This is a genomic window from Marinomonas mediterranea MMB-1 (genome assembly GCF_000192865.1).
Taxonomy (GTDB): domain Bacteria; phylum Pseudomonadota; class Gammaproteobacteria; order Pseudomonadales; family Marinomonadaceae; genus Marinomonas; species Marinomonas mediterranea.
Genome location: NC_015276.1, coordinates 679,804 through 697,475, shown reverse-complemented (window position 1 = coordinate 697,475; position 17,672 = coordinate 679,804). Strand labels below are relative to the sequence as shown.

Genomic DNA, 17,672 nt, shown 5'->3' with positions numbered 1-17,672 from the left:
CCGCTGGCCGCTTAGGCCGTTGAGACTTTGCTTGTATTAGTTACCTTAATTAAAATTCCGCCATGTTTCAGACCCGCTGGCCGCTTAGGCCGTTGAGACAGCTTTGCAGCGGTGTCGATGTACAGCCAAATGTCTGTTTTTTTGTTTCAGACCCGCTGGCCGCTTAGGCCGTTGAGACAAAGCGTTTGCTCCAGATAATAACTACTTCACGTTTCAGACCCGCTGGCCGCTTAGGCCGTTGAGACTCAGACTTTGTATACTTAGCTTGTTTTTTTCCCTTCGTTTCAGACCCGCTGGCCGCTTAGGCCGTTGAGACTTAGCAGAAGTAATAGAGTTTATGAACTCTTCTTGTTTCAGACCCGCTGGCCGCTTAGGCCGTTGAGACTGAGAGTACCAGCTCCAGAGATTTGTGAGACCATTATGTTTCAGACCCGCTGGCCGCTTAGGCCGTTGAGACCTGGAAGTTCATCCAACGAAACAACACCTTCGTTGTTTCAGACCCGCTGGCCGCTTAGGCCGTTGAGACAGGTAATTCTCCGCCCATGTGCTTTAAAATATATGTTTCAGACCCGCTGGCCGCTTAGGCCGTTGAGACAACACATTTTCAACTTCAACTTCAAGTTCTAGCACGTTTCAGACCCGCTGGCCGCTTAGGCCGTTGAGACAAAAATAGGTTCAGAGCTTGTTTTTTAATCATTTTAGTTTCAGACCCGCTGGCCGCTTAGGCCGTTGAGACAGCCTCTTCCACCGTTTCAGGCGCCGAATCAGTTGTTTCAGACCCGCTGGCCGCTTAGGCCGTTGAGACAAAAAACTGTAGGTCATTCCATTGTTTTTCTACAGAGTTTCAGACCCGCTGGCCGCTTAGGCCGTTGAGACTGTAAAAATTGTCGTAAGCGCTAGTGCGATAAGTGTTTCAGACCCGCTGGCCGCTTAGGCCGTTGAGACGAAGACATTAACCAGCTCTCTGGTGTCTTTGCTTACAGCGTTTCAGACCCGCTGGCCGCTTAGGCCGTTGAGACCTCCTTGCTTGTACACATCGGGAGCCCAGATTCCCGAGTTTCAGACCCGCTGGCCGCTTAGGCCGTTGAGGCATTCTGCTGAGACGTCGGTAACACTGACTTGTTCTGTTTCAGACCCGCTGGCCGCTTAGGCCGTTGAGACTTTTCATGGAAAGATTTCCAATGAAGTTCAATAAAGTTTCAGACCCGCTGGCCGCTTAGGCCGTTGAGACATCTGGTAATGTAGCGTTGGTTGGTGCGAAATCACCGTTTCAGACCCGCTGGCCGCTTAGGCCGTTGAGACTTTGTTAATTGATTTATTTTGCTTTTGCTGTTTATTGTTTCAGACCCGCTGGCCGCTTAGGCCGTTGAGACTTAATAGCTTGAGTTTTTCTAGTGGGTCTTCAGCCCCATGTTTCAGACCCGCTGGCCGCTTAGGCCGTTGAGACTTAATAGCTTGAGTTTTTCTAGTGGGTCTTCAGCCCCATGTTTCAGACCCGCTGGCCGCTTAGGCCGTTGAGACGTTTCGCTAAGGCGTGCGTCGGCCATAGGAATTAGTTTCAGACCCGCTGGCCGCTTAGGCCGTTGAGACAGAGTTATGTCGATGGGGAACTTTATGAAGCCGGTTTCGAGAGTTTCAGACCCGCTGGCCGCTTAGGCCGTTGAGACATTTCTTTCCTGAAAGATTGGAAGACTGTGTACCCGTTTCAGACCCGCTGGCCGCTTAGGCCGTTGAGACTTACCCCTGTAATTAAGGTAGCAATCGAATTCATTATCGTTTCAGACCCGCTGGCCGCTTAGGCCGTTGAGACGCTTCAAGTATCTGCTCGTTGGCTTTTTCTGTGTTGTTTCAGACCCGCTGGCCGCTTAGGCCGTTGAGACTTGCTAAGCTCTGATACGCAACGCGCAAGTATTACGGTTTCAGACCCGCTGGCCACTTAGGCCGTTGAGACCCTCTGCTAGAGCGAATTCAAAACTCATTTCTTTGTTTCAGACCCGCTGGCCGCTTAGGCCGTTGAGACAAAATACCGAGATATTCGGCCACATTTCCACTTAAAGTTTCAGACCCGCTGGCCGCTTAGGCCGTTGAGACTTTTTCGCAGATGTCATTAATTAATAATGTTTTTGGTTTCAGACCCGCTGGCCGCTTAGGCCGTTGAGACTACCATGAGCAGACGGATGTGATCTGGAATAGAGAAGTTTCAGACCCGCTGGCCGCTTAGGCCGTTGAGACATTTCTCTGTGCTCATGAGGCTTTAATTTTTGCAGCTGGTTTCAGACCCGCTGGCCGCTTAGGCCGTTGAGACATTTCTCTGTGCTCATGAGGCTTTAATTTTTGCAGCTGGTTTCAGACCCGCTGGCCGCTTAGGCCGTTGAGACACATAGAGCTAATTGTAGCGCGTTTGGTGTTGGGGTTTCAGACCCGCTGGCCGCTTAGGCCGTTGAGACCGCCGTGTTGTCGTAGATCACCTTCCTTATTGTTGAAGTTTCAGACCCGCTGGCCGCTTAGGCCGTTGAGACTTTTGAGTGCAAGACCGAAGTCTAGGCCAACTGCGGTTTCAGACCCGCTGGCCGCTTAGGCCGTTGAGACCTTCTGCTAGTAGCAGAAGTAATAGTTTTCATAAGTTTCAGACCCGCTGGCCGCTTAGGCCGTTGAGACTCTCTAGCTTCTTGATATCTTCTAGTGTGTTAGGTTTCAGACCCGCTGGCCGTTGAGACCGTGCTATCTTCTAGAAATTTATCGAACTTGTCATGTTTCAGACCCGCTGGCCGCTTAGGCCGTTGAGACTTGTGTTGCCCGTTTGAATCTCGAAATCTTCGTAGTTTCAGACCCGCTGGCCGCTTAGGCCGTTGAGACATTGTTCCATTTAGTGGAGTATCCCATTCATTGTAAAGTTTCAGACCCGCTGGCCGCTTAGGCCGTTGAGACCTATTAACCGCTTGAGTTTTTTTTCTGGGTCTTCAGTTTCAGACCCGCTGGCCGCTTAGGCCGTTGAGACATTCTTAGTCTCAGCCGTCTTAGCCTTAGCTTCTGTTTCAGACCCGCTGGCCGCTTAGGCCGTTGAGACGAATTTATTAGATGTTGTGACATTAAACGGCCTATGTTTCAGACCCGCTGGCCGCTTAGGCCGTTGAGACTTAGGCGCTTTTGCTGAGAGCTGTTAAGCATGGTTTTTGTTTCAGACCCGCTGGCCGCTTAGGCCGTTGAGACAAGTAGTCTTCATAGACATCCTCCTATTTATTGTCAGTTTCAGACCCGCTGACCGCTTAGGCCGTTGAGACAAATATTTCTTCACTAACAGACCCGCTGGCCGCTTAGGCCGTTGAGACAAAATTCGCCCTCTCCGCAGGAAATGCTTATAGCATGTTTCAGACCCGCTGGCCGCTTAGGCCGTTGAGACGCCGCTTACAGTCTTTTACTTCGTTGATTTTTTCTGTTTCAGACCCGCTGGCCGCTTAGGCCGTTGAGACCTCTCCAGTTTGTGACGTGTCACACTATTTTATTGTTTCAGACCCGCTGACCGCTTAGGCGTGTAACAATGAGCCATGACTGTTGGATTGGGACGGTTCGGTTTAACTAGGGAGAGATCCGTTAGACAAGACCCCCTCCCTGCCTCCCCCTTAAGTAAGGGGGAGGAGCAAGTTTTGCTTCAAACCCACTGGCCGTTGAGACGTGTGACGATGAACCATGACTGTTGGATTATGAAGATTCGGTTTAACTGGGGGAAGATCGTTAGACAAGACCCCCTCCCAGCCTTAAGTAAGGGGGAGGAGCGAGCTTTGCTTCAAATCCGCTGGCCGCTTAGGCCGTTGAGACACTTTGGGCGATAGCCAATTAGTGCCATTCCTTTAGGTTTCCGACCCGCTGGCCGTTGAGACGTGTGACGATGAACCATGACTGTTAGATTGTGAAGATTCGGTTTAACAGGGGTAAGACCCGTTAAACAAGACCAACAAAAACGCTCGACCTAAGCCGAGCGTTGTAGCCCTTTAAGTTTGTGTAAAGGGTTCAGTCAATTTTATTAGCGACCACTAATTAGCAGACAGCTAGTCTGCTTTTGTAACATGCACGTCCATTTGAGGATATGGAATGCCTACACCATTTTCATCAAATGTGTACTTAATTTTTTCTAGCAAATCCGCTCTTACACCCCAGTAATCTTCAGATTTCACCCAAGGACGAACATTGAAGTTTACAGAGCTGTCCGCAAGCTCACCAACGGCAATAACATAAGCCGGATCTTTTAAAATTCGATCCTCTGAGTTTAATATGCCTTCTAGCAGCTCTTTCGCTAAACGGATGTCTGATTCATAGCTAATACCAATGACGAGATCCAAACGGCGTGTCGCTTCTCGTGAGAAGTTGACAATGCTGCCCCCCATAATACTGGAGTTTGGAATGATAACTACGCGGTTATCAGGCGTCTTAAGCTCAGTATGGAACAACTCGATACGATCAACCACACCCATTTGCCCTGCTGCATCGATGAAATCACCAGCACGGAACGGGCGCAATAGTATAATCAGAACACCGGATGCAAAGTTAGAAAGCGATCCCTGTAATGCAAGACCAATAGCTAAACCTGCGGCACCCAAAATAGCGATAAAAGACGTGGTCTGAACTCCGACCTGACCCAGCGCCATCAAAGTCGACGCAGCAAAAATCAGCGCATAGACAATGCTCGACGTAAAACCCGCTACCGCTTTATCCACATTGGATTTAAGCATGCGACGTTCACACCATTTAGCAATCTTCTTCGCCAAAAAGCGACCAACAAAGAAAATCACAATGCCTGCGGCCAGACCTATTGCTATATCGACAAGCCAAGGTCCCCACTCTGAACCCTGATCCAGTAAATCGTTTAGATCATTCATTAAAGCTTCGCTCCCATATATTTTGAACTTCAGAATAAACTAAGGAAAGTTACTCAGAATCCCCTCTCTTCCCATTACGCCTGATAATTGGCTTTATGCTGCCATTCATCTAGCAATACTGAAAGCTGGTTAATTCCTTCTTCAGAAAAGACAACGCATTGCCGTCCTTTATATAACCTTGTTCCTCGACAAAAAGCCTCGTCAATGACCACACACTTTTTACGAAGAGCCTCGACCTGTTCGTCAGTTCGAATACTCATTCCTATAAAGACATGCCAATCATGCTCCAGCAACCTACCTTTTACAGCAAGATCAAGTAAACGAATACACTTTTGATGTTCAATAATGTAATAAGGCACACGCTGTTTAAAACGTATAAAGAATATCAGCAGTCCACTCAACAGACCGAAACACACGGTAATCGATAGAAAGATCTGCCAAAACATCCCAATATTACTCTAACGGAAAGGCCAACAAAGCCACTCGCGCTTCTTCTAAGGTCGACTTATGTTTCGCTTCAACGTCATCCATTTCTTTTAAAAAACTCATTCTTGCCTTAATCGGAAGCTCCCGCCATTGTTCATGAGTGGGAATATGCTGCGTCTCTTCCTCTACCGCATAAAACGCTTTGATTGTCTCGTGCTCAGAAAGGTCTAGGCTCAATTGGTCAAGCAGGTTTTTAATACGAATACTGGCTTCGATCCACGTTAAATTCTCGTCGTTTTTTACCGCTTGCAGAATCACCTGAATGCTTTCCACTCGTTTCGCGCGCTCATCCGCTAAACGCTTTTCGCCTTCGGCAATTTTCTCTTTACGAAGTTTGTTTTTCTTGAGTTGACGTAAAATCACGCCAATTGAAACAATGATCACGATGACTGAGACAACCAACGCAACAACAAATGATAGTGTAGACATACGTCCTCTATTAAACCCTTTTTAGTTCAAACCTAGATAATGCAGGAAACATTAACGTCACAGTGGCATCACTGCACAATCCGTTTCCCCGAATCGATTTAGCCGCTCCGCCGTTTAAGCGACCCAGTCGTTTAGCTGATCTATTTAGCTGACCTAAGAAATTATTTAAGCAGCAGCCTTAATGGCTCATAAAGCTTTGGGGTAGAAACTAGCAAACAATCCCCATTTAAAGGTTCTGGCCATTCCGCGCGAATCTCTGAAAAATGACCGACGGTCGCGCCGGCTTCTTCAGCGATAATAGCACCCGCAGCCATGTCCCAAGGCTTTACACTCTCAAAGTAGGCATCCATCAAGCCATGAGCAACGGCGCATAAATCCAATGCTGCAGAGCCATTTCGACGAATATCCTGACAATTTTCTAAAATACGAGTGACCTTAGGAATCAAACTTCCAAGCGCTGCTTTTTGATAAGGAAAGCCCGTCGCCACGACCGAATTACGCAAAACGTCCTGCTGCGAGACACTCAAGCGCTCACCATTACAATACGCGCCTTGCCCAGCGACAGCCCAATAAGTTTGCTGTAAAAATGGCGCTTCAATGACACCTAACTGCCTTTTACCATCAAAAAACAAGCCGATACTGACCGCGACATGAGGTAACCCATGGGCAAAATTCACTGTGCCATCAATCGGATCAAGCACCCAGACCGGTGCACTATTCGCTTTATCCACCAGCAGATCGGGGGTCGACTCTTCTGAAAATATTTTGTGCTTGGGATAACGAGACGCCAGCTCTGAGCAAAGATACTGGTCTATCGCGAGATCTACACTCGTCACCAGTTCATGGTCCGATTTATAATTTCGCTCGAAGCTCGAAGACTTTCTCGCTTCCAACATCATTAAACCTGCTTGTTTCGCCAATGTCTTCGCGAAGTCCAAATACTCGTTAAGCGTTGTCATCAGCTCACAATACCTTTTAACCAGCTTGCAATATCCTCGATTTGAGCAGGACAGACCGAATGTGGCATAGGGTAACTTTGATAGGTCGTATCAAACCCTTTATCCGTCAAAATCGCTTTCGCTCTAGCACCCAGTGTCGGCTCAACAACAGGATCATAAGAGCCGTGATGAATCAAAAAAGGCGTTTCTTCATTTGGAACGGAATTAGCGTCAGGTACGCTTTCAAAGTCTGCTAAGTAAGTCGATAGCGCCATGACGCCGGCAAAACGGTACTTTGACGTTAACGCCATTTGATAGGCAATCACACCACCTTGAGAAAAGCCTGCGATCACTATATTTTCAGCAGCGATCCCCTGTGCAATCTGTTCTTCCACCAACGCTGAGATCTGTTCGCAAGATTCGTCAATATTCGACATATCCACTTTGCGATCCAAGTCCATTTCTAAAATGTCGTACCACGCTCGCATTGGCATTCCACCATTGATGGTGACAGGTCGAATGGGGGCATGAGGAAAAACAAAACGGACAGCGCTATTGCCCAACCCCAACGATGGGACGACACCCTTAAAATCATTACCATCTGCACCTAGACCGTGCAGCCAAATAACCGCATAAGTTGGGTTGGCATTTGTTTCAACGTAAATTGCTTCAAGAGGGGCGGCCATATGTACTTCTCCAATAGGTCGTTGACACACTCATTCAAGTGAGGTTTCCAACTGCTTTACAAACAAAAAAATAGGCTATCAATATTAGCGATAGCCTATCATATTAAAGCGATGTCGAATAACCTGAGCCACGACTTTGTTTTGCTCGCTTAAAGCAGGTTAGTGCTCAATAGGAACCTCCCAATGAATCACTTTCTGAGCGCTATTAAGCGTAAAGACAACGTCCGCCCTTCCAGACATACTAGACAACATAAATCGTGTCAGTCGCTCGTAATGCTGCATAAATTCTTTTAGCTCATCACTCGACATCACTTTAATGTCTAACGTATCCAGTATGCCGCCATGAATGTCGTACAAATGGTCTTCTAGCGTTCTTTCCTGTTTATTGCGCCATTCATAAACCACTTCGTAGTTTGGTGCTCGCATCCACAACAAAATATCGATATGCTCGAATAACGCTCTATAACCATGTTTTAGGTGGTCATTAACCAGGCGGCGCCACTCACCATCGCCGTCACGCGTCGCTTCTAATTCATTTATGGGCTCTTGAAGCGTTTTACGAGGCATTTCACCCAGCCCCACACACCAACCCTCAAAAAAGACAACGTCAACTGGCCCTTCTACCTGAGTCCAACGATGAACAGGTTTACGATCATCCATCGATTTATCAAACACAGGCAAAAACATCACCTCACCGTCTTTTAGCTCTTTCAATCTTTGAATGATGGTATCCGCTAACTCAACGTCATGCGTGCCTGGCACGCCTCGCACAGAAAATAAGTCATGAGTTTCTTGGGAATATTTCATTCGATCTGAGCGGGTCAAGTAAAGGTCATCCAAGCTCAATACAACCGCGTTTAAATCAAACCCTTTTTTAAGTATGTGACTAACAACCGTACAAAACGTTGTTTTACCACACCCTTGTGCACCGGACATACCTAGAATAAGAGGACCTACATTGGGCCGTGATCGCTCGCTGACCCAATTAGAAAAAGGCAAAAATAAATCGTCGATTCGGTCTGCTAGAGACTCATCGGCGTACAAACTTTTTAATGTCTGCTCTACATCAAACCGTAGTCGTTGCGACAGTGACCCCGGCATACTTTTAGCTAATTCGGTTTTTAGTTCACTCGACGTTCTCATAGTCAACCACCTACATTATTGCGCTGTCATATTACTCAACAGTCGTTCTAAATGAGTGCTTAGACCTAACACCGAAAGTTACACTATAAAAGCCATGATCACGGCAACCGTTGCAAGCCACTTCGCACTACTTATCATGTTAATATAGAGCACGGATTACTAATGAACAAAAAATAGACAAAATATTCATCCATTAACAACCAAAGCTTTCTGTTCATTTTTGTACGTGTGAAGCAAAAAAGATCAATGAAACGGAAACAATTCAAGTTGCTTTAAAATGGGAGGCGTCAGCCGATACCCCGCCCCAATAAGCCTGACGGGCTTGTTGTGACGAGCATGCGCCTCTATCAATAACGCCGTGAAAACAGAGTCTTCAAGCTTACCGACGATCGGCCTTTCTATCGTCGTTTGGGTAAAGTCATTAAATTTCAGTTTTAAATAGTATTTGCAAATGTGTTGCTCACAGCGGTTCCTTTTCACCCGTATCTTAAGTTCTTCCAGTATATTTGGCAGCTGAACCACACTTTCATCAACGGAATTTAAGTCATAAGCAAAGGTGTGCTCAACAGAGACGCTTTTTCTTTCGCGTGAGACTTGAACGGGCCGATCATCGATACCCTGAGAGAATTGCAGCAAGCGATACGCCATGCTTCCAAAAGACTTAATCAACTGCTCTAACGGCACTGCTTTCAGGTCACGGCATGCAACGACGCCCATTCGCTGCAACTTTTCTTGAGCCACCTTGCCAACCCCCGATATTCTGGCGACAGGAATGTTTTCTACGAAAGACTGAAGCTCATCAGGCGTCACGGCCTTGATGCCATTTGGTTTATTCCAATCACTCGCTACTTTTGCCAGAAACTTATTGGTTGCCACGCCAGCCGATACCGTTATTCCAATTGAGCACTCAATTCTTTTACGTATATCTTGGGCAATACGCGTTGCACTGCCGCCAAAGGCCGTACTATTGGACACATCTAAATAAGCTTCATCTAAGGATAATGGCTCTATAATGTCGGTATAGTCTCTGAAAATCTCATGCATTTGCTGTGAGGCTTCTCGATATTTAGACATATTTCCGGGAATAATGAGCAAATCTGGGCATAGCCTTTTCGCTAAAGAACTTGGCATAGCGGAGCGCACACCAAACTCTCTCGCTTTGTAATTAGCCGTCGCCAATACACCACGAGAGTTTGACGGCCCACCTATGGCAACTGGGAGATCTTTAAGGCTAGGGTCGTCCCGCATTTCAACAGCGGCATAGAAGCAATCGGCATCAATGTGTATCACTTTTCGCATTCGGCACACCAAAACTGTATATATAAACAGTATAATATACAAATTTTCGACGTTTTAGCGTAAAAAAGTCAACTTTATCGACTAAAAGTACAAAACTTCTTCAAGAACAGTCTTAAAAATCCGTAAAATTAGTAGATAATGCATAAATAGAGTGTTTTAGGAGCCTTGGACGTGAGAGTATTTCCAGTCAAGATAATAACGAGTCTCGTTGTGGGCGTATTTTTAAGCGGCTGTACCTACAACCATTACTATCAGAACAAAACGGCAATGGTCCCAACACCGAACTCAGATACGGCCATGGAACAGAATGCGACGATAAACAAGAAGCCCAAACAAAAGCTTAAGATTTATCGGGTTCATTAAAATAACGAGCCTTGAGAGCAACTCAAAAAAACAACCGTGACAAAATTGATTTTAAACATCATAAAGCGACACTTGGAGATCTATAATGTCTGTCTTTAAACACTTACCTTTACTTGCAATCATTTCTATTGCTCTGACAGCATGCAGTGGTGGTCCTGTTTTATCTCCAGAATGTACGTCTGTCTCTCCTTGCAACAATAGCATTTCGAACCTGACGACAGGGGAAGAAAAAGACATTGAAATTATCGACGTTGTACCGCGCGACCCAATCATTGTAAATGCCACTGGCTATTCAGCGCCGATTAGTCGAAAAAATCTGTCAAAGTCTCAAGCAAGACTCATGTCATTACGCGGCTCCAAACTCGATGCCTATCGAAATCTCGCAGAGCGTGTTTATGGTTTGAAAATTGATGGAACCAGCTCTATCAGCAATATGATGACAACACATGACGAGCTACGCACCTATGTTGACGCCTACTTAGTCGGTGCCAAGGTTGTCTCGCAACGAGAACTAGAAGACGGCACATTCGAAACAGTTGTCGAAATGGCATTACAGGAAAACTTTAGACAGTGTGTTAGCTCCCCTAGCTCAATTTTAAGCAACCCGGCTTGTCAAGTTCGCCCTCGTTACAATACCTCCAGCTCGTCTCAAAGCGGTAACAGTGCAACGACAAGTTTATATACCGTAGAGTAAAAAGGACGCTCATATGTGGACTTCTAGGAACGTATTTTCCACTTTGCTTATCACGTTGACAGTAAGTGTGTTGTCTATAACCAGCGCCTTTGCGACAACTATCCAAGCTCAAGGTGATGCCATTATCTACAACAACGATGTTGCCGATGCTCGTTATCGAGCGACGGAGCAAGCCATAAAGCAAGCGACGCTTCAGGCTAGTTCTAGGCTATCCGTGACCGAGTCCCTAACAAACGGTCAAAGTGCTAGTCAATTACGACTTCAAGCAGCGGGAAAGACTCAAAATACAAGAATTCTCTCCGAATCTGTTGAGGACAACATTCTTTCTCTTGTTGTCGAAGTAGACATCACACCCGAATCAATGTGCGACAATGGTGCTTCTAACCTCTATAGAAAGTCCGTTGCCATTACAAGTTTTGAGCTGCAAACACCACAGCAAGCCAGACTGGGCGCGCTCTACAATATATCACGAGAACTTCCTAAGAGCCTCGCTCAAGAAATTAATCGACAGGGTTACTTAAAAGCGCTTTCTGCGACCAACATTTCAGTTTACCCAGATTTAATAAACGCACCGACCTCAACAAATTATGACGGTTCGTTAACCAACATCACTCGTTTAGGCGAAGACCTAGGGGTTCAGTACGTTATAAGCGGTGTAATCCGGGATATTGGCGAAATTTATCCAAAACATCCCGATCAAAAAACACCTCTTAACAATTTACTGAGTTGGGCTAAAAAAGAAGACCAACAACGTAAAATGGTCTTAGACCTTTATGTTTACGACGGTTTTAGCGGCGCATTAATTTTTGAACATCATTATGATGAATCAGGTGAATGGGATACTGACGAATCTGACAAAGTAAGATTTGGTTCTGGGAAGTTCTGGACACTAAACTACGGTAAAGTCGTAGCGCAGATTCTAAAAGGCAGCGCGATTGATACCAGTGAGCAACTGCGTTGCCAACCCTTTGTTGCCAATATATTTCGTACAGAAGGGAATTTGATCCACCTTTCAGCAGGCTCATTAGCTGGCATAAAAAAAGGAGATCAGTTTCGGGTATATCGTCGATATGAGATATACAATCAACTTCAGAACACTCAAACCCAACTTAATAACGCCAATATCAACGTAACCATTACACAGGTTCAGCCAAATTTTGCAATTGGCGAACTGTCTGTTGACGCTAAGATCTTGAATGTTCAGCAACAAGATGTTGTTATCGCTTGGTAAATCACTACAATCATCCTTTATATATTGTTAGAACGCATAAATACGATGGGAAGTTTAGGAAAATAAATGAATAACGAACTACTACACCACCTAGAACAACGAATTAATAACGCCGTCGAAGAAATTTCTTCACTACGCCAAAAAGTATCTGAACTTGAAATGAAAAACTACGAACTTTCTGAAGAAAGAGAAGAGTTACGCGCAGGGCTAAATCAAAAGTCAGAACAACAGTCTAGTTGGGAGTCTTCCCTTAACCAAATGCTTGATCGTTTAAATCAATTGGATAAGTAATATGAAGCAGTTTGTTGCAGCAGCATTGTTAGTAAGCGCATCCAGCGCAATGGCGGCCTCGGGGCAATTCGCAAGCTTAGTAAGCTATGAGTATGTTTTTAGCAAACCTTCTACTGCAACAGGCACCACTTCTGGCGTACTAAATACATCTATTGAATACACCTTCCCTAGAAGCTTATCCTTATACGGCGGCGCGACATTTATCCTAAGAGACAGCTATGAAAGTAGTTTGAATTTTGGAGCACGCTTATATACTTCAACTCCTTTATTCCATTGGGGACAAAATAAGCCAATATGGAGCTATGTTGGTGTTGGAACGTACCTTGTTGATAACTTGGCCTACTTCCCTGAAGCAGGACTGCGTATTGCGACTTCCGACAATACTCGTATGGATGTGTTCTTTAAAGTGTATAATAGTAGTGATACCGCATACGATAGGCTCGCGACGCTTGGCGTAGGATTGACGTTTTAAATGAGATGAAAATGTTTTATTTTGCGCTCGTTTGCTTAGCAATTTATGCTGGAGTAAACAGTTGGACATCAAATGATATAACATTTGACCAACCCAGCGCGCAGTTTTTAGAAGAGATGACGGGTCGATTAAATACACCTTCTGTCCCTCTCACACCATTAAAGTGAACGGTTCGTTGCGACATGCCATTAAAGTGGCGAGCATGTTACCGATTAGGTTTGTTCTTATATGGAAACATTGATAGCCAAACTTGAAGGCAAAATAACAGAGCTCATGCAAGCGCTCGAGTCAGCCCAAGAGGAAATTAGGCAATTAAAAGAAGAGGGCGGCACGTTTACTACCTCTTCTGCAACAAAACAAAGCGCTTCGCTCGACTTATTGTCAGGTATGACAAAGCGTTCGACTGAAGACCAATTAAAACTGTATATTGAAGATTCGCTGGATCTTTTATCTCCTCAGCCAGAAGAACGGGAAAGCAGAACTGAAAGCCCTGCAGAGCCCATAGGTTTGGTGAGCGGAGATACAAAGAGTCAATTAAGCTTCGATCTACATTTGATCGAGGAAACTGAGCACTCAGACTCCTCAATTAAGATAAATCATTTACAGACAGATCCCATGACTACAGAAAACCCAGAGCTAGAAAGCGCTACGGAAACAACAGACGAACAAGCGACTGAAGTACTAGATACCTCAGCCTCAACTTCTGAGCAGGTAGCTGAAAAGAGTGTCCCAACGTTGACACCAGAGCAAAAAAAGCGTCAGAAGAATCAGAAAAACAATCGTCGCTTGATCAAAATGCTAGAAGATAGATATCCAAAAGCATTCGATTGGAATAATCCGAAGCCTCTAAAAGTGGGCATCGACAAGGACATGGAACTGGACGAACAGTTCAACGCGAGCAAACAAAAGCGTGCACTTGCCGCTTACACTCGCTCTGATCGCTATAAAAAGTGCTTACTTTCCGGGCAGCCACGCATTGACTTAGAAGGCGTAGCAGTCAGCGATGAGCCTGCCCTACCTGAAGCGGCTCGCCCCAAAAAAGCCGTATCTGAAAAACCAATGCCAAAGGCCAAAAAGACCTTTGGACGACCAAGTAACGGTAACCAGCAAAACAAACCAAAGCCAAAAGCCGCTCGCCCTGCTCCAAAAGCAAGGAAAGAGGATGACAGTTACAATAACATGTCGGCAGAAGAGCGAATGAAAGCGAAGTTAGAGAAACTTCTTTCGCGTTAAATTCAATTTTCTTTAAAAAAACCTTTACAGCATATTCAGGCGTATGTATTATACGCCGCGCTGCTGTGGAGGGGTTCCCGAGTGGCCAAAGGGAGCAGATTGTAAATCTGCCACGAAAGTTTCGGTGGTTCGAATCCACCTCCCTCCACCATTTCACTTTTTCTTCGCAAGTTTTCTTCTCGATTTCTCTTTTGTTTCTAACTTATCAAGTAATTACCTCTTTTTGTTATAAAAATGTCTCGCTAATATATACTGTCTAGAACATTTATATTTTGATGACCGCTTATATTCTGGCAATAGCGCTTTTATATTTTGACAATAGGTAGTGTCCACATGCTCACCATTGGGATCGATAAACACCCCAAACCCCACACACAAGCTCAGTATATTTTGTTATACGACAATCAGGTTATCGTCGCTGGTCATTCCTTTTTATTTTCACTAGACGACTTTCAACCAGACAAAGAAGCAAGTCCAGTGTTCTGTGGAACATGGCAAGAAAAAGACATTTTTATCTGCATACTAAACAAAAAACCAACTGGATTAGAATCCATCTCTCTTCGAGAATTACTCTTTCGTGAAAATGAAGACAATTTTCTTATCTTAAGCAGAGCACAGCAGCTCGCACATTGGGATCGAGACCATCAGTTTTGCGGTCGCTGTGGCACCGAGATGACAACAAAGCATGAAAGGGAACACACTAAAATTTGCCCTTCTTGCAACCTACGCCACTACCCAAGAATCTCCCCCTGTATCATTGTTTCTATCCGCAAAGGAAACACTCTCCTCCTTGCGCGCGCGCCTCATATGAAAGAAGGTATGTATAGCAATATTGCAGGGTTCGTTGAAGCTGGTGAGCCACTGGAAGAAGCCGTACACCGAGAAGTATTTGAAGAAGTCGGCATTCGCGTCAAAAATATAGAATACATCGGCTCTCAACCATGGTCATTCCCCCATCAACTCATGGTTGGGTTTTATGCCGAGTATGAGAGTGGTGACATCACCCCAGCAGAAGGCGAAATAGAAAGCGCCGACTGGTTTTCTATCTCTGAGTTACCGATCACTCCGAACTTATCGTCTATTTCAGGTCAGTTAATCCAATCACATTGCGATCGAATTCAAGGTAATGAGGCAACCTAGAACAAAATCGCAACAGAGCACTAAAACTTGGCGTGACTAATGAGGTCTCGCCAAGTAACAATACCAATGACCGCTTCGTCATCATCAATAACAGGAACACATGAAATACTCACTTTAAGCATCCAGTTTACAACATCACTCACCTCAGCATTCGCTTTCACTGTAATTGGCTGCCTCGTCATTACTTGATGAGCGGCACGATTCAACGTATCAAGGTCTCTAGTCTGCTCATTTACCTTTCCAACAAACGGACTAACCAAGCGCAGAATATCCCGATCGGAAATAATACCGACCAACTTTCCCTGCTCGACAACAGGTAAATGATGAAAACCTCTGTTCTGGAGAAGCGTCTTCACTTCAGGAAGCCTAGCATCCATTTCAACGCAAACGACCTCTTTGACCATCACATCTTGTACCAACATGTGAACTCCTTCTTCGAGAAACATTTCGACAAACAATTTCGACTATTTACCATCTCTATAGAAGAATATTAGCAGCATTTTTTACGCTAAGTTTTCGAAAATACGCCCAAAATCAGGAAACATCCGGTTTTAGTAACTTTAAGAACAATATTTTCCTAAAAAGTTGCCACTTCGTCTCAAGACATTAGTGCTAAAATCCGTATAATCATGATTGGAGCTTAATGTTTTAGCTTCAACTACCCCTATCAGAGTCTCATTAGCTTAGCTTCTAAATCCATTAAGTGACTAAGCTCATGAGATATTGACGTTCTGAAGAGAGAAAGCAAACATAGGGGAGATATCAATATATCTCTTTGCCACAAGCCCCTTTGGGTTTTCTCTCATAGAAAATATTGGCTACAACACGGCGAAATGAAATGACCACAAATTCTGTAGATGTATTATTGGTCGGGGCGGGTGCGATGAGCACTACCCTTGGAGTGCTATTAAAAGAGCTTGACCCAACGATTTCAATTACCATGCTTGAGCGCTTGGACAGCATCGCGCAAGAAAGCACCGATGGTTGGAATAACGCAGGGACTGGGCACGCTGCTTATTGTGAACTCAACTATACATCCGAAAATGCAGATGGAACGACAAATATTGACAAGGCGGTCAACATAAACACGGCATTTGAAGTTAGCCTTCAATTCTGGTCATACCTCGTAGAGAAGGGCCTTCTTCCTTCTCCAAAACAATTCATAAACCGAGTACCGCACTTAAGCTTTGTTTGGGGTGATGATAACGTCAAATCGCTTAAATCCCGCCATAAAGCAATGAGTGCTCACCCTGCCTTCAAAGAAATGCAATATTCAGAAGACATTGACACACTCAATGAGTGGATGCCTCTGATCATGCGCGATAGAAAAAATACCGAAAAGCTAGCAGCGACTCGAATCGAACACGGTTCAGACGTCAACTTCGGTGCAATCGCTCGCAATATGACTAAACACCTTACGTCTCTAAGCGATTTTAATGTTGAGCTGAATGCCAATGTCTCCGACCTGAAGCAACAAAAAGATGGATCGTGGGATGTTGAGTTCAACCAAAATGGCAAAAACAACAAAGTAAACGCAAAGTTTGTCTTCTTAGGGGCTGGTGGTGGCGCATTACCACTGTTGCAAAAGTCTGGCGTTAAAGAAGCCAAAGGATACGGCGGCTTCCCTGTCAGTGGCCAATGGCTTGTCTGCGAGAAACCAGAGCTAGTAGAACAGCACTATGCAAAAGTATACGGCGCTGCGCCAATTGGCGCTCCTCCAATGTCCGTTCCGCACTTAGACACTCGAATTATCGATGGAAAACGTGCCATTTTATTTGGCCCATTCGCCGGATTCACTACGAAGTTTTTGAAAAATGGCTCTAAGCTAGACATGTTCAAAAGTATTCAGGCGGACAATTTAATTCCTATGCTCCGCGTTGGTAAAAATAACATGGACCTCACTAAGTATCTAATCAGTGAAGTCAAACAATCCCATGCTGACCGCTGTGACTCCTTACGCAACTTTTTTCCAAATGCATCAAATGAAGATTGGAAGCTTGCTTATGCTGGACAGCGTGTTCAAATCATTAAAAAGACTGAGGATGGTGGCAAGCTAGAATTTGGCACAGAAGCGATTACCTCTGAAGATGGCACCCTAGCCGCTCTTCTTGGCGCCTCCCCGGGTGCATCAACTACGGTAAACACCATGATAAAGATCCTGGAAAGCTGCTTTAAAGAACGTATATCAAGTTCAGAGTGGCAAACCAAGATGAAAGAAATGGTGCCGTCATACGGTCAATCCTTGGTTGAAAATACAGATCTTTTACTTGAAGTAAGAAAACACACCTTGGAAACACTTCAATTAAAACCTGTAGAGTCGGAATCCTAAAAGTCTGTAAAGCCATTTAGGATTACGTATTTTCATACCGCTCTGCAAAAACCGAGAAGCCCAT

The 17,672-nt window shown here is 45.0% G+C and carries 16 protein-coding genes, 1 tRNA gene and 2 CRISPR repeat arrays (1 of these 19 running past the window's edge); of the genes, 9 read left to right on the top strand and 8 right to left on the bottom strand.

The genetic code is table 11. The features are described from left to right. A CRISPR array of direct repeats spans positions 1-2,658; the repeat unit is 35 nt; unit sequence GTTTCAGACCCGCTGGCCGCTTAGGCCGTTGAGAC; it reaches 435 nt to the left of the window's first position. A gap of 93 nt (positions 2,659-2,751) precedes the next feature. After that, a CRISPR array of direct repeats spans positions 2,752-3,539; the repeat unit is 35 nt; unit sequence GTTTCAGACCCGCTGGCCGCTTAGGCCGTTGAGAC. Between the two features lie 507 nt (positions 3,540-4,046). The 7 genes from MARME_RS03350 to dinB all read right to left on the bottom strand — a co-directional run bounded on the left by MARME_RS03350 (position 4,047) and on the right by dinB (position 9,855). Continuing rightward, a complete protein-coding gene (locus MARME_RS03350; protein ID WP_013659856.1) occupies positions 4,047-4,874 on the bottom strand; it encodes a mechanosensitive ion channel family protein in 828 nt (275 codons plus the stop codon). A gap of 74 nt (positions 4,875-4,948) precedes the next feature. Continuing rightward, a complete protein-coding gene (locus tag MARME_RS03345) occupies positions 4,949-5,320 on the bottom strand; it encodes a hypothetical protein (protein ID WP_013659855.1) in 372 nt (123 codons plus the stop codon). Between the two features lie 7 nt (positions 5,321-5,327). Further along, positions 5,328-5,789: a DUF2489 domain-containing protein gene (locus MARME_RS03340; protein WP_013659854.1), complete on the bottom strand. Its 462-nt coding sequence runs from the start codon at positions 5,787-5,789 to the stop codon at positions 5,328-5,330. Positions 5,790-5,950: 161 nt separating this feature from the next. After that, complete coding sequence (locus tag MARME_RS03335) at positions 5,951-6,748, bottom strand: inositol monophosphatase family protein (RefSeq protein ID WP_013659853.1); 798 nt, start codon at positions 6,746-6,748, stop codon at positions 5,951-5,953. After that, positions 6,748-7,413 carry an alpha/beta hydrolase gene (locus MARME_RS03330; RefSeq protein ID WP_013659852.1) on the bottom strand — a complete coding sequence of 222 codons (666 nt, stop codon included), beginning with the start codon at positions 7,411-7,413 and terminating at the stop codon, positions 6,748-6,750. The genes MARME_RS03335 and MARME_RS03330 overlap by 1 nt, the downstream gene beginning before the upstream one ends. Positions 7,414-7,572: 159 nt before the next feature. After that, positions 7,573-8,556, bottom strand: coding sequence for a hypothetical protein (locus MARME_RS03325; RefSeq protein WP_013659851.1), 984 nt, complete (start codon positions 8,554-8,556; stop codon positions 7,573-7,575). 243 nt (positions 8,557-8,799) lie between these two features. Then, the gene (dinB, locus tag MARME_RS03320) at positions 8,800-9,855 is read right to left on the bottom strand and encodes a DNA polymerase IV (RefSeq protein ID WP_013659850.1); all 1,056 of its coding nucleotides are present in this window, start codon (positions 9,853-9,855) and stop codon (positions 8,800-8,802) included. 171 nt (positions 9,856-10,026) lie between these two features. On the opposite strand from dinB, the gene MARME_RS22245 reads away from it, so the two are divergent. From MARME_RS22245 to nudC, 8 genes are all read left to right on the top strand, one after another. Continuing rightward, a complete protein-coding gene (locus tag MARME_RS22245) occupies positions 10,027-10,218 on the top strand; it encodes a hypothetical protein (protein ID WP_041647744.1) in 192 nt (63 codons plus the stop codon). A gap of 85 nt (positions 10,219-10,303) precedes the next feature. Continuing rightward, the gene (locus MARME_RS03310; protein ID WP_013659849.1) at positions 10,304-10,912 is read left to right on the top strand and encodes an LPP20 family lipoprotein; all 609 of its coding nucleotides are present in this window, start codon (positions 10,304-10,306) and stop codon (positions 10,910-10,912) included. A 13-nt stretch (positions 10,913-10,925) separates the two neighbouring features. Next, entirely contained in the window at positions 10,926-12,143 is a 1,218-nt protein-coding gene (locus MARME_RS03305) for a flagellar assembly protein FlgT (RefSeq protein WP_013659848.1), read from the top strand. A 66-nt stretch (positions 12,144-12,209) separates the two neighbouring features. After that, the gene (locus tag MARME_RS03300) at positions 12,210-12,434 is read left to right on the top strand and encodes a cell division protein ZapB (RefSeq protein WP_013659847.1); all 225 of its coding nucleotides are present in this window, start codon (positions 12,210-12,212) and stop codon (positions 12,432-12,434) included. Between the two features lies 1 nt (position 12,435). Beyond that, on the top strand, positions 12,436-12,906 hold the full coding sequence (locus MARME_RS03295) for a hypothetical protein (RefSeq protein WP_013659846.1): 471 nt from the start codon (positions 12,436-12,438) through the stop codon (positions 12,904-12,906). A gap of 228 nt (positions 12,907-13,134) precedes the next feature. Continuing rightward, the gene (locus tag MARME_RS21290) at positions 13,135-14,139 is read left to right on the top strand and encodes a ProQ/FINO family protein (RefSeq protein ID WP_013659844.1); all 1,005 of its coding nucleotides are present in this window, start codon (positions 13,135-13,137) and stop codon (positions 14,137-14,139) included. A gap of 67 nt (positions 14,140-14,206) precedes the next feature. Then, a tRNA-Tyr gene (locus MARME_RS03285) sits at positions 14,207-14,290 on the top strand. A gap of 182 nt (positions 14,291-14,472) precedes the next feature. Continuing rightward, complete coding sequence (nudC, locus tag MARME_RS03280; protein WP_013659843.1) at positions 14,473-15,279, top strand: NAD(+) diphosphatase; 807 nt, start codon at positions 14,473-14,475, stop codon at positions 15,277-15,279. A gap of 20 nt (positions 15,280-15,299) precedes the next feature. On the opposite strand, the gene MARME_RS03275 is transcribed toward nudC, so the two are convergent. Then, complete coding sequence (locus MARME_RS03275) at positions 15,300-15,701, bottom strand: CBS domain-containing protein (RefSeq protein ID WP_013659842.1); 402 nt, start codon at positions 15,699-15,701, stop codon at positions 15,300-15,302. Positions 15,702-16,117: 416 nt separating this feature from the next. On the opposite strand from MARME_RS03275, the gene mqo reads away from it, so the two are divergent. Then, the gene (gene mqo / locus MARME_RS03270; protein ID WP_013659841.1) at positions 16,118-17,608 is read left to right on the top strand and encodes a malate dehydrogenase (quinone); all 1,491 of its coding nucleotides are present in this window, start codon (positions 16,118-16,120) and stop codon (positions 17,606-17,608) included. Positions 17,609-17,672 lie beyond the last annotated feature (64 nt).

What these genes read in the sequence shown, in the direction of transcription:
- MARME_RS03350 (WP_013659856.1), bottom strand. Translation starts at nt 4,874, where the DNA reads ATGAATGATCTAAACGATTTACTGGATCAGGGTTCAGAGTGGGGACCT.
- MARME_RS03345 (WP_013659855.1), bottom strand. Translation starts at nt 5,320, where the DNA reads ATGTTTTGGCAGATCTTTCTATCGATTACCGTGTGTTTCGGTCTGTTG.
- MARME_RS03340 (WP_013659854.1), bottom strand. Translation starts at nt 5,789, where the DNA reads ATGTCTACACTATCATTTGTTGTTGCGTTGGTTGTCTCAGTCATCGTG.
- MARME_RS03335 (WP_013659853.1), bottom strand. Translation starts at nt 6,748, where the DNA reads ATGACAACGCTTAACGAGTATTTGGACTTCGCGAAGACATTGGCGAAA.
- MARME_RS03330 (WP_013659852.1), bottom strand. Translation starts at nt 7,413, where the DNA reads ATGGCCGCCCCTCTTGAAGCAATTTACGTTGAAACAAATGCCAACCCA.
- MARME_RS03325 (WP_013659851.1), bottom strand. Translation starts at nt 8,556, where the DNA reads ATGAGAACGTCGAGTGAACTAAAAACCGAATTAGCTAAAAGTATGCCG.
- dinB (WP_013659850.1), bottom strand. Translation starts at nt 9,855, where the DNA reads ATGCGAAAAGTGATACACATTGATGCCGATTGCTTCTATGCCGCTGTT.
- MARME_RS03310 (WP_013659849.1), top strand. Translation starts at nt 10,304, where the DNA reads ATGTCTGTCTTTAAACACTTACCTTTACTTGCAATCATTTCTATTGCT.
- MARME_RS03305 (WP_013659848.1), top strand. Translation starts at nt 10,926, where the DNA reads ATGTGGACTTCTAGGAACGTATTTTCCACTTTGCTTATCACGTTGACA.
- MARME_RS03300 (WP_013659847.1), top strand. Translation starts at nt 12,210, where the DNA reads ATGAATAACGAACTACTACACCACCTAGAACAACGAATTAATAACGCC.
- MARME_RS03295 (WP_013659846.1), top strand. Translation starts at nt 12,436, where the DNA reads ATGAAGCAGTTTGTTGCAGCAGCATTGTTAGTAAGCGCATCCAGCGCA.
- MARME_RS21290 (WP_013659844.1), top strand. Translation starts at nt 13,135, where the DNA reads ATGGAAACATTGATAGCCAAACTTGAAGGCAAAATAACAGAGCTCATG.
- nudC (WP_013659843.1), top strand. Translation starts at nt 14,473, where the DNA reads ATGCTCACCATTGGGATCGATAAACACCCCAAACCCCACACACAAGCT.
- MARME_RS03275 (WP_013659842.1), bottom strand. Translation starts at nt 15,701, where the DNA reads ATGTTGGTACAAGATGTGATGGTCAAAGAGGTCGTTTGCGTTGAAATG.
- mqo (WP_013659841.1), top strand. Translation starts at nt 16,118, where the DNA reads ATGACCACAAATTCTGTAGATGTATTATTGGTCGGGGCGGGTGCGATG.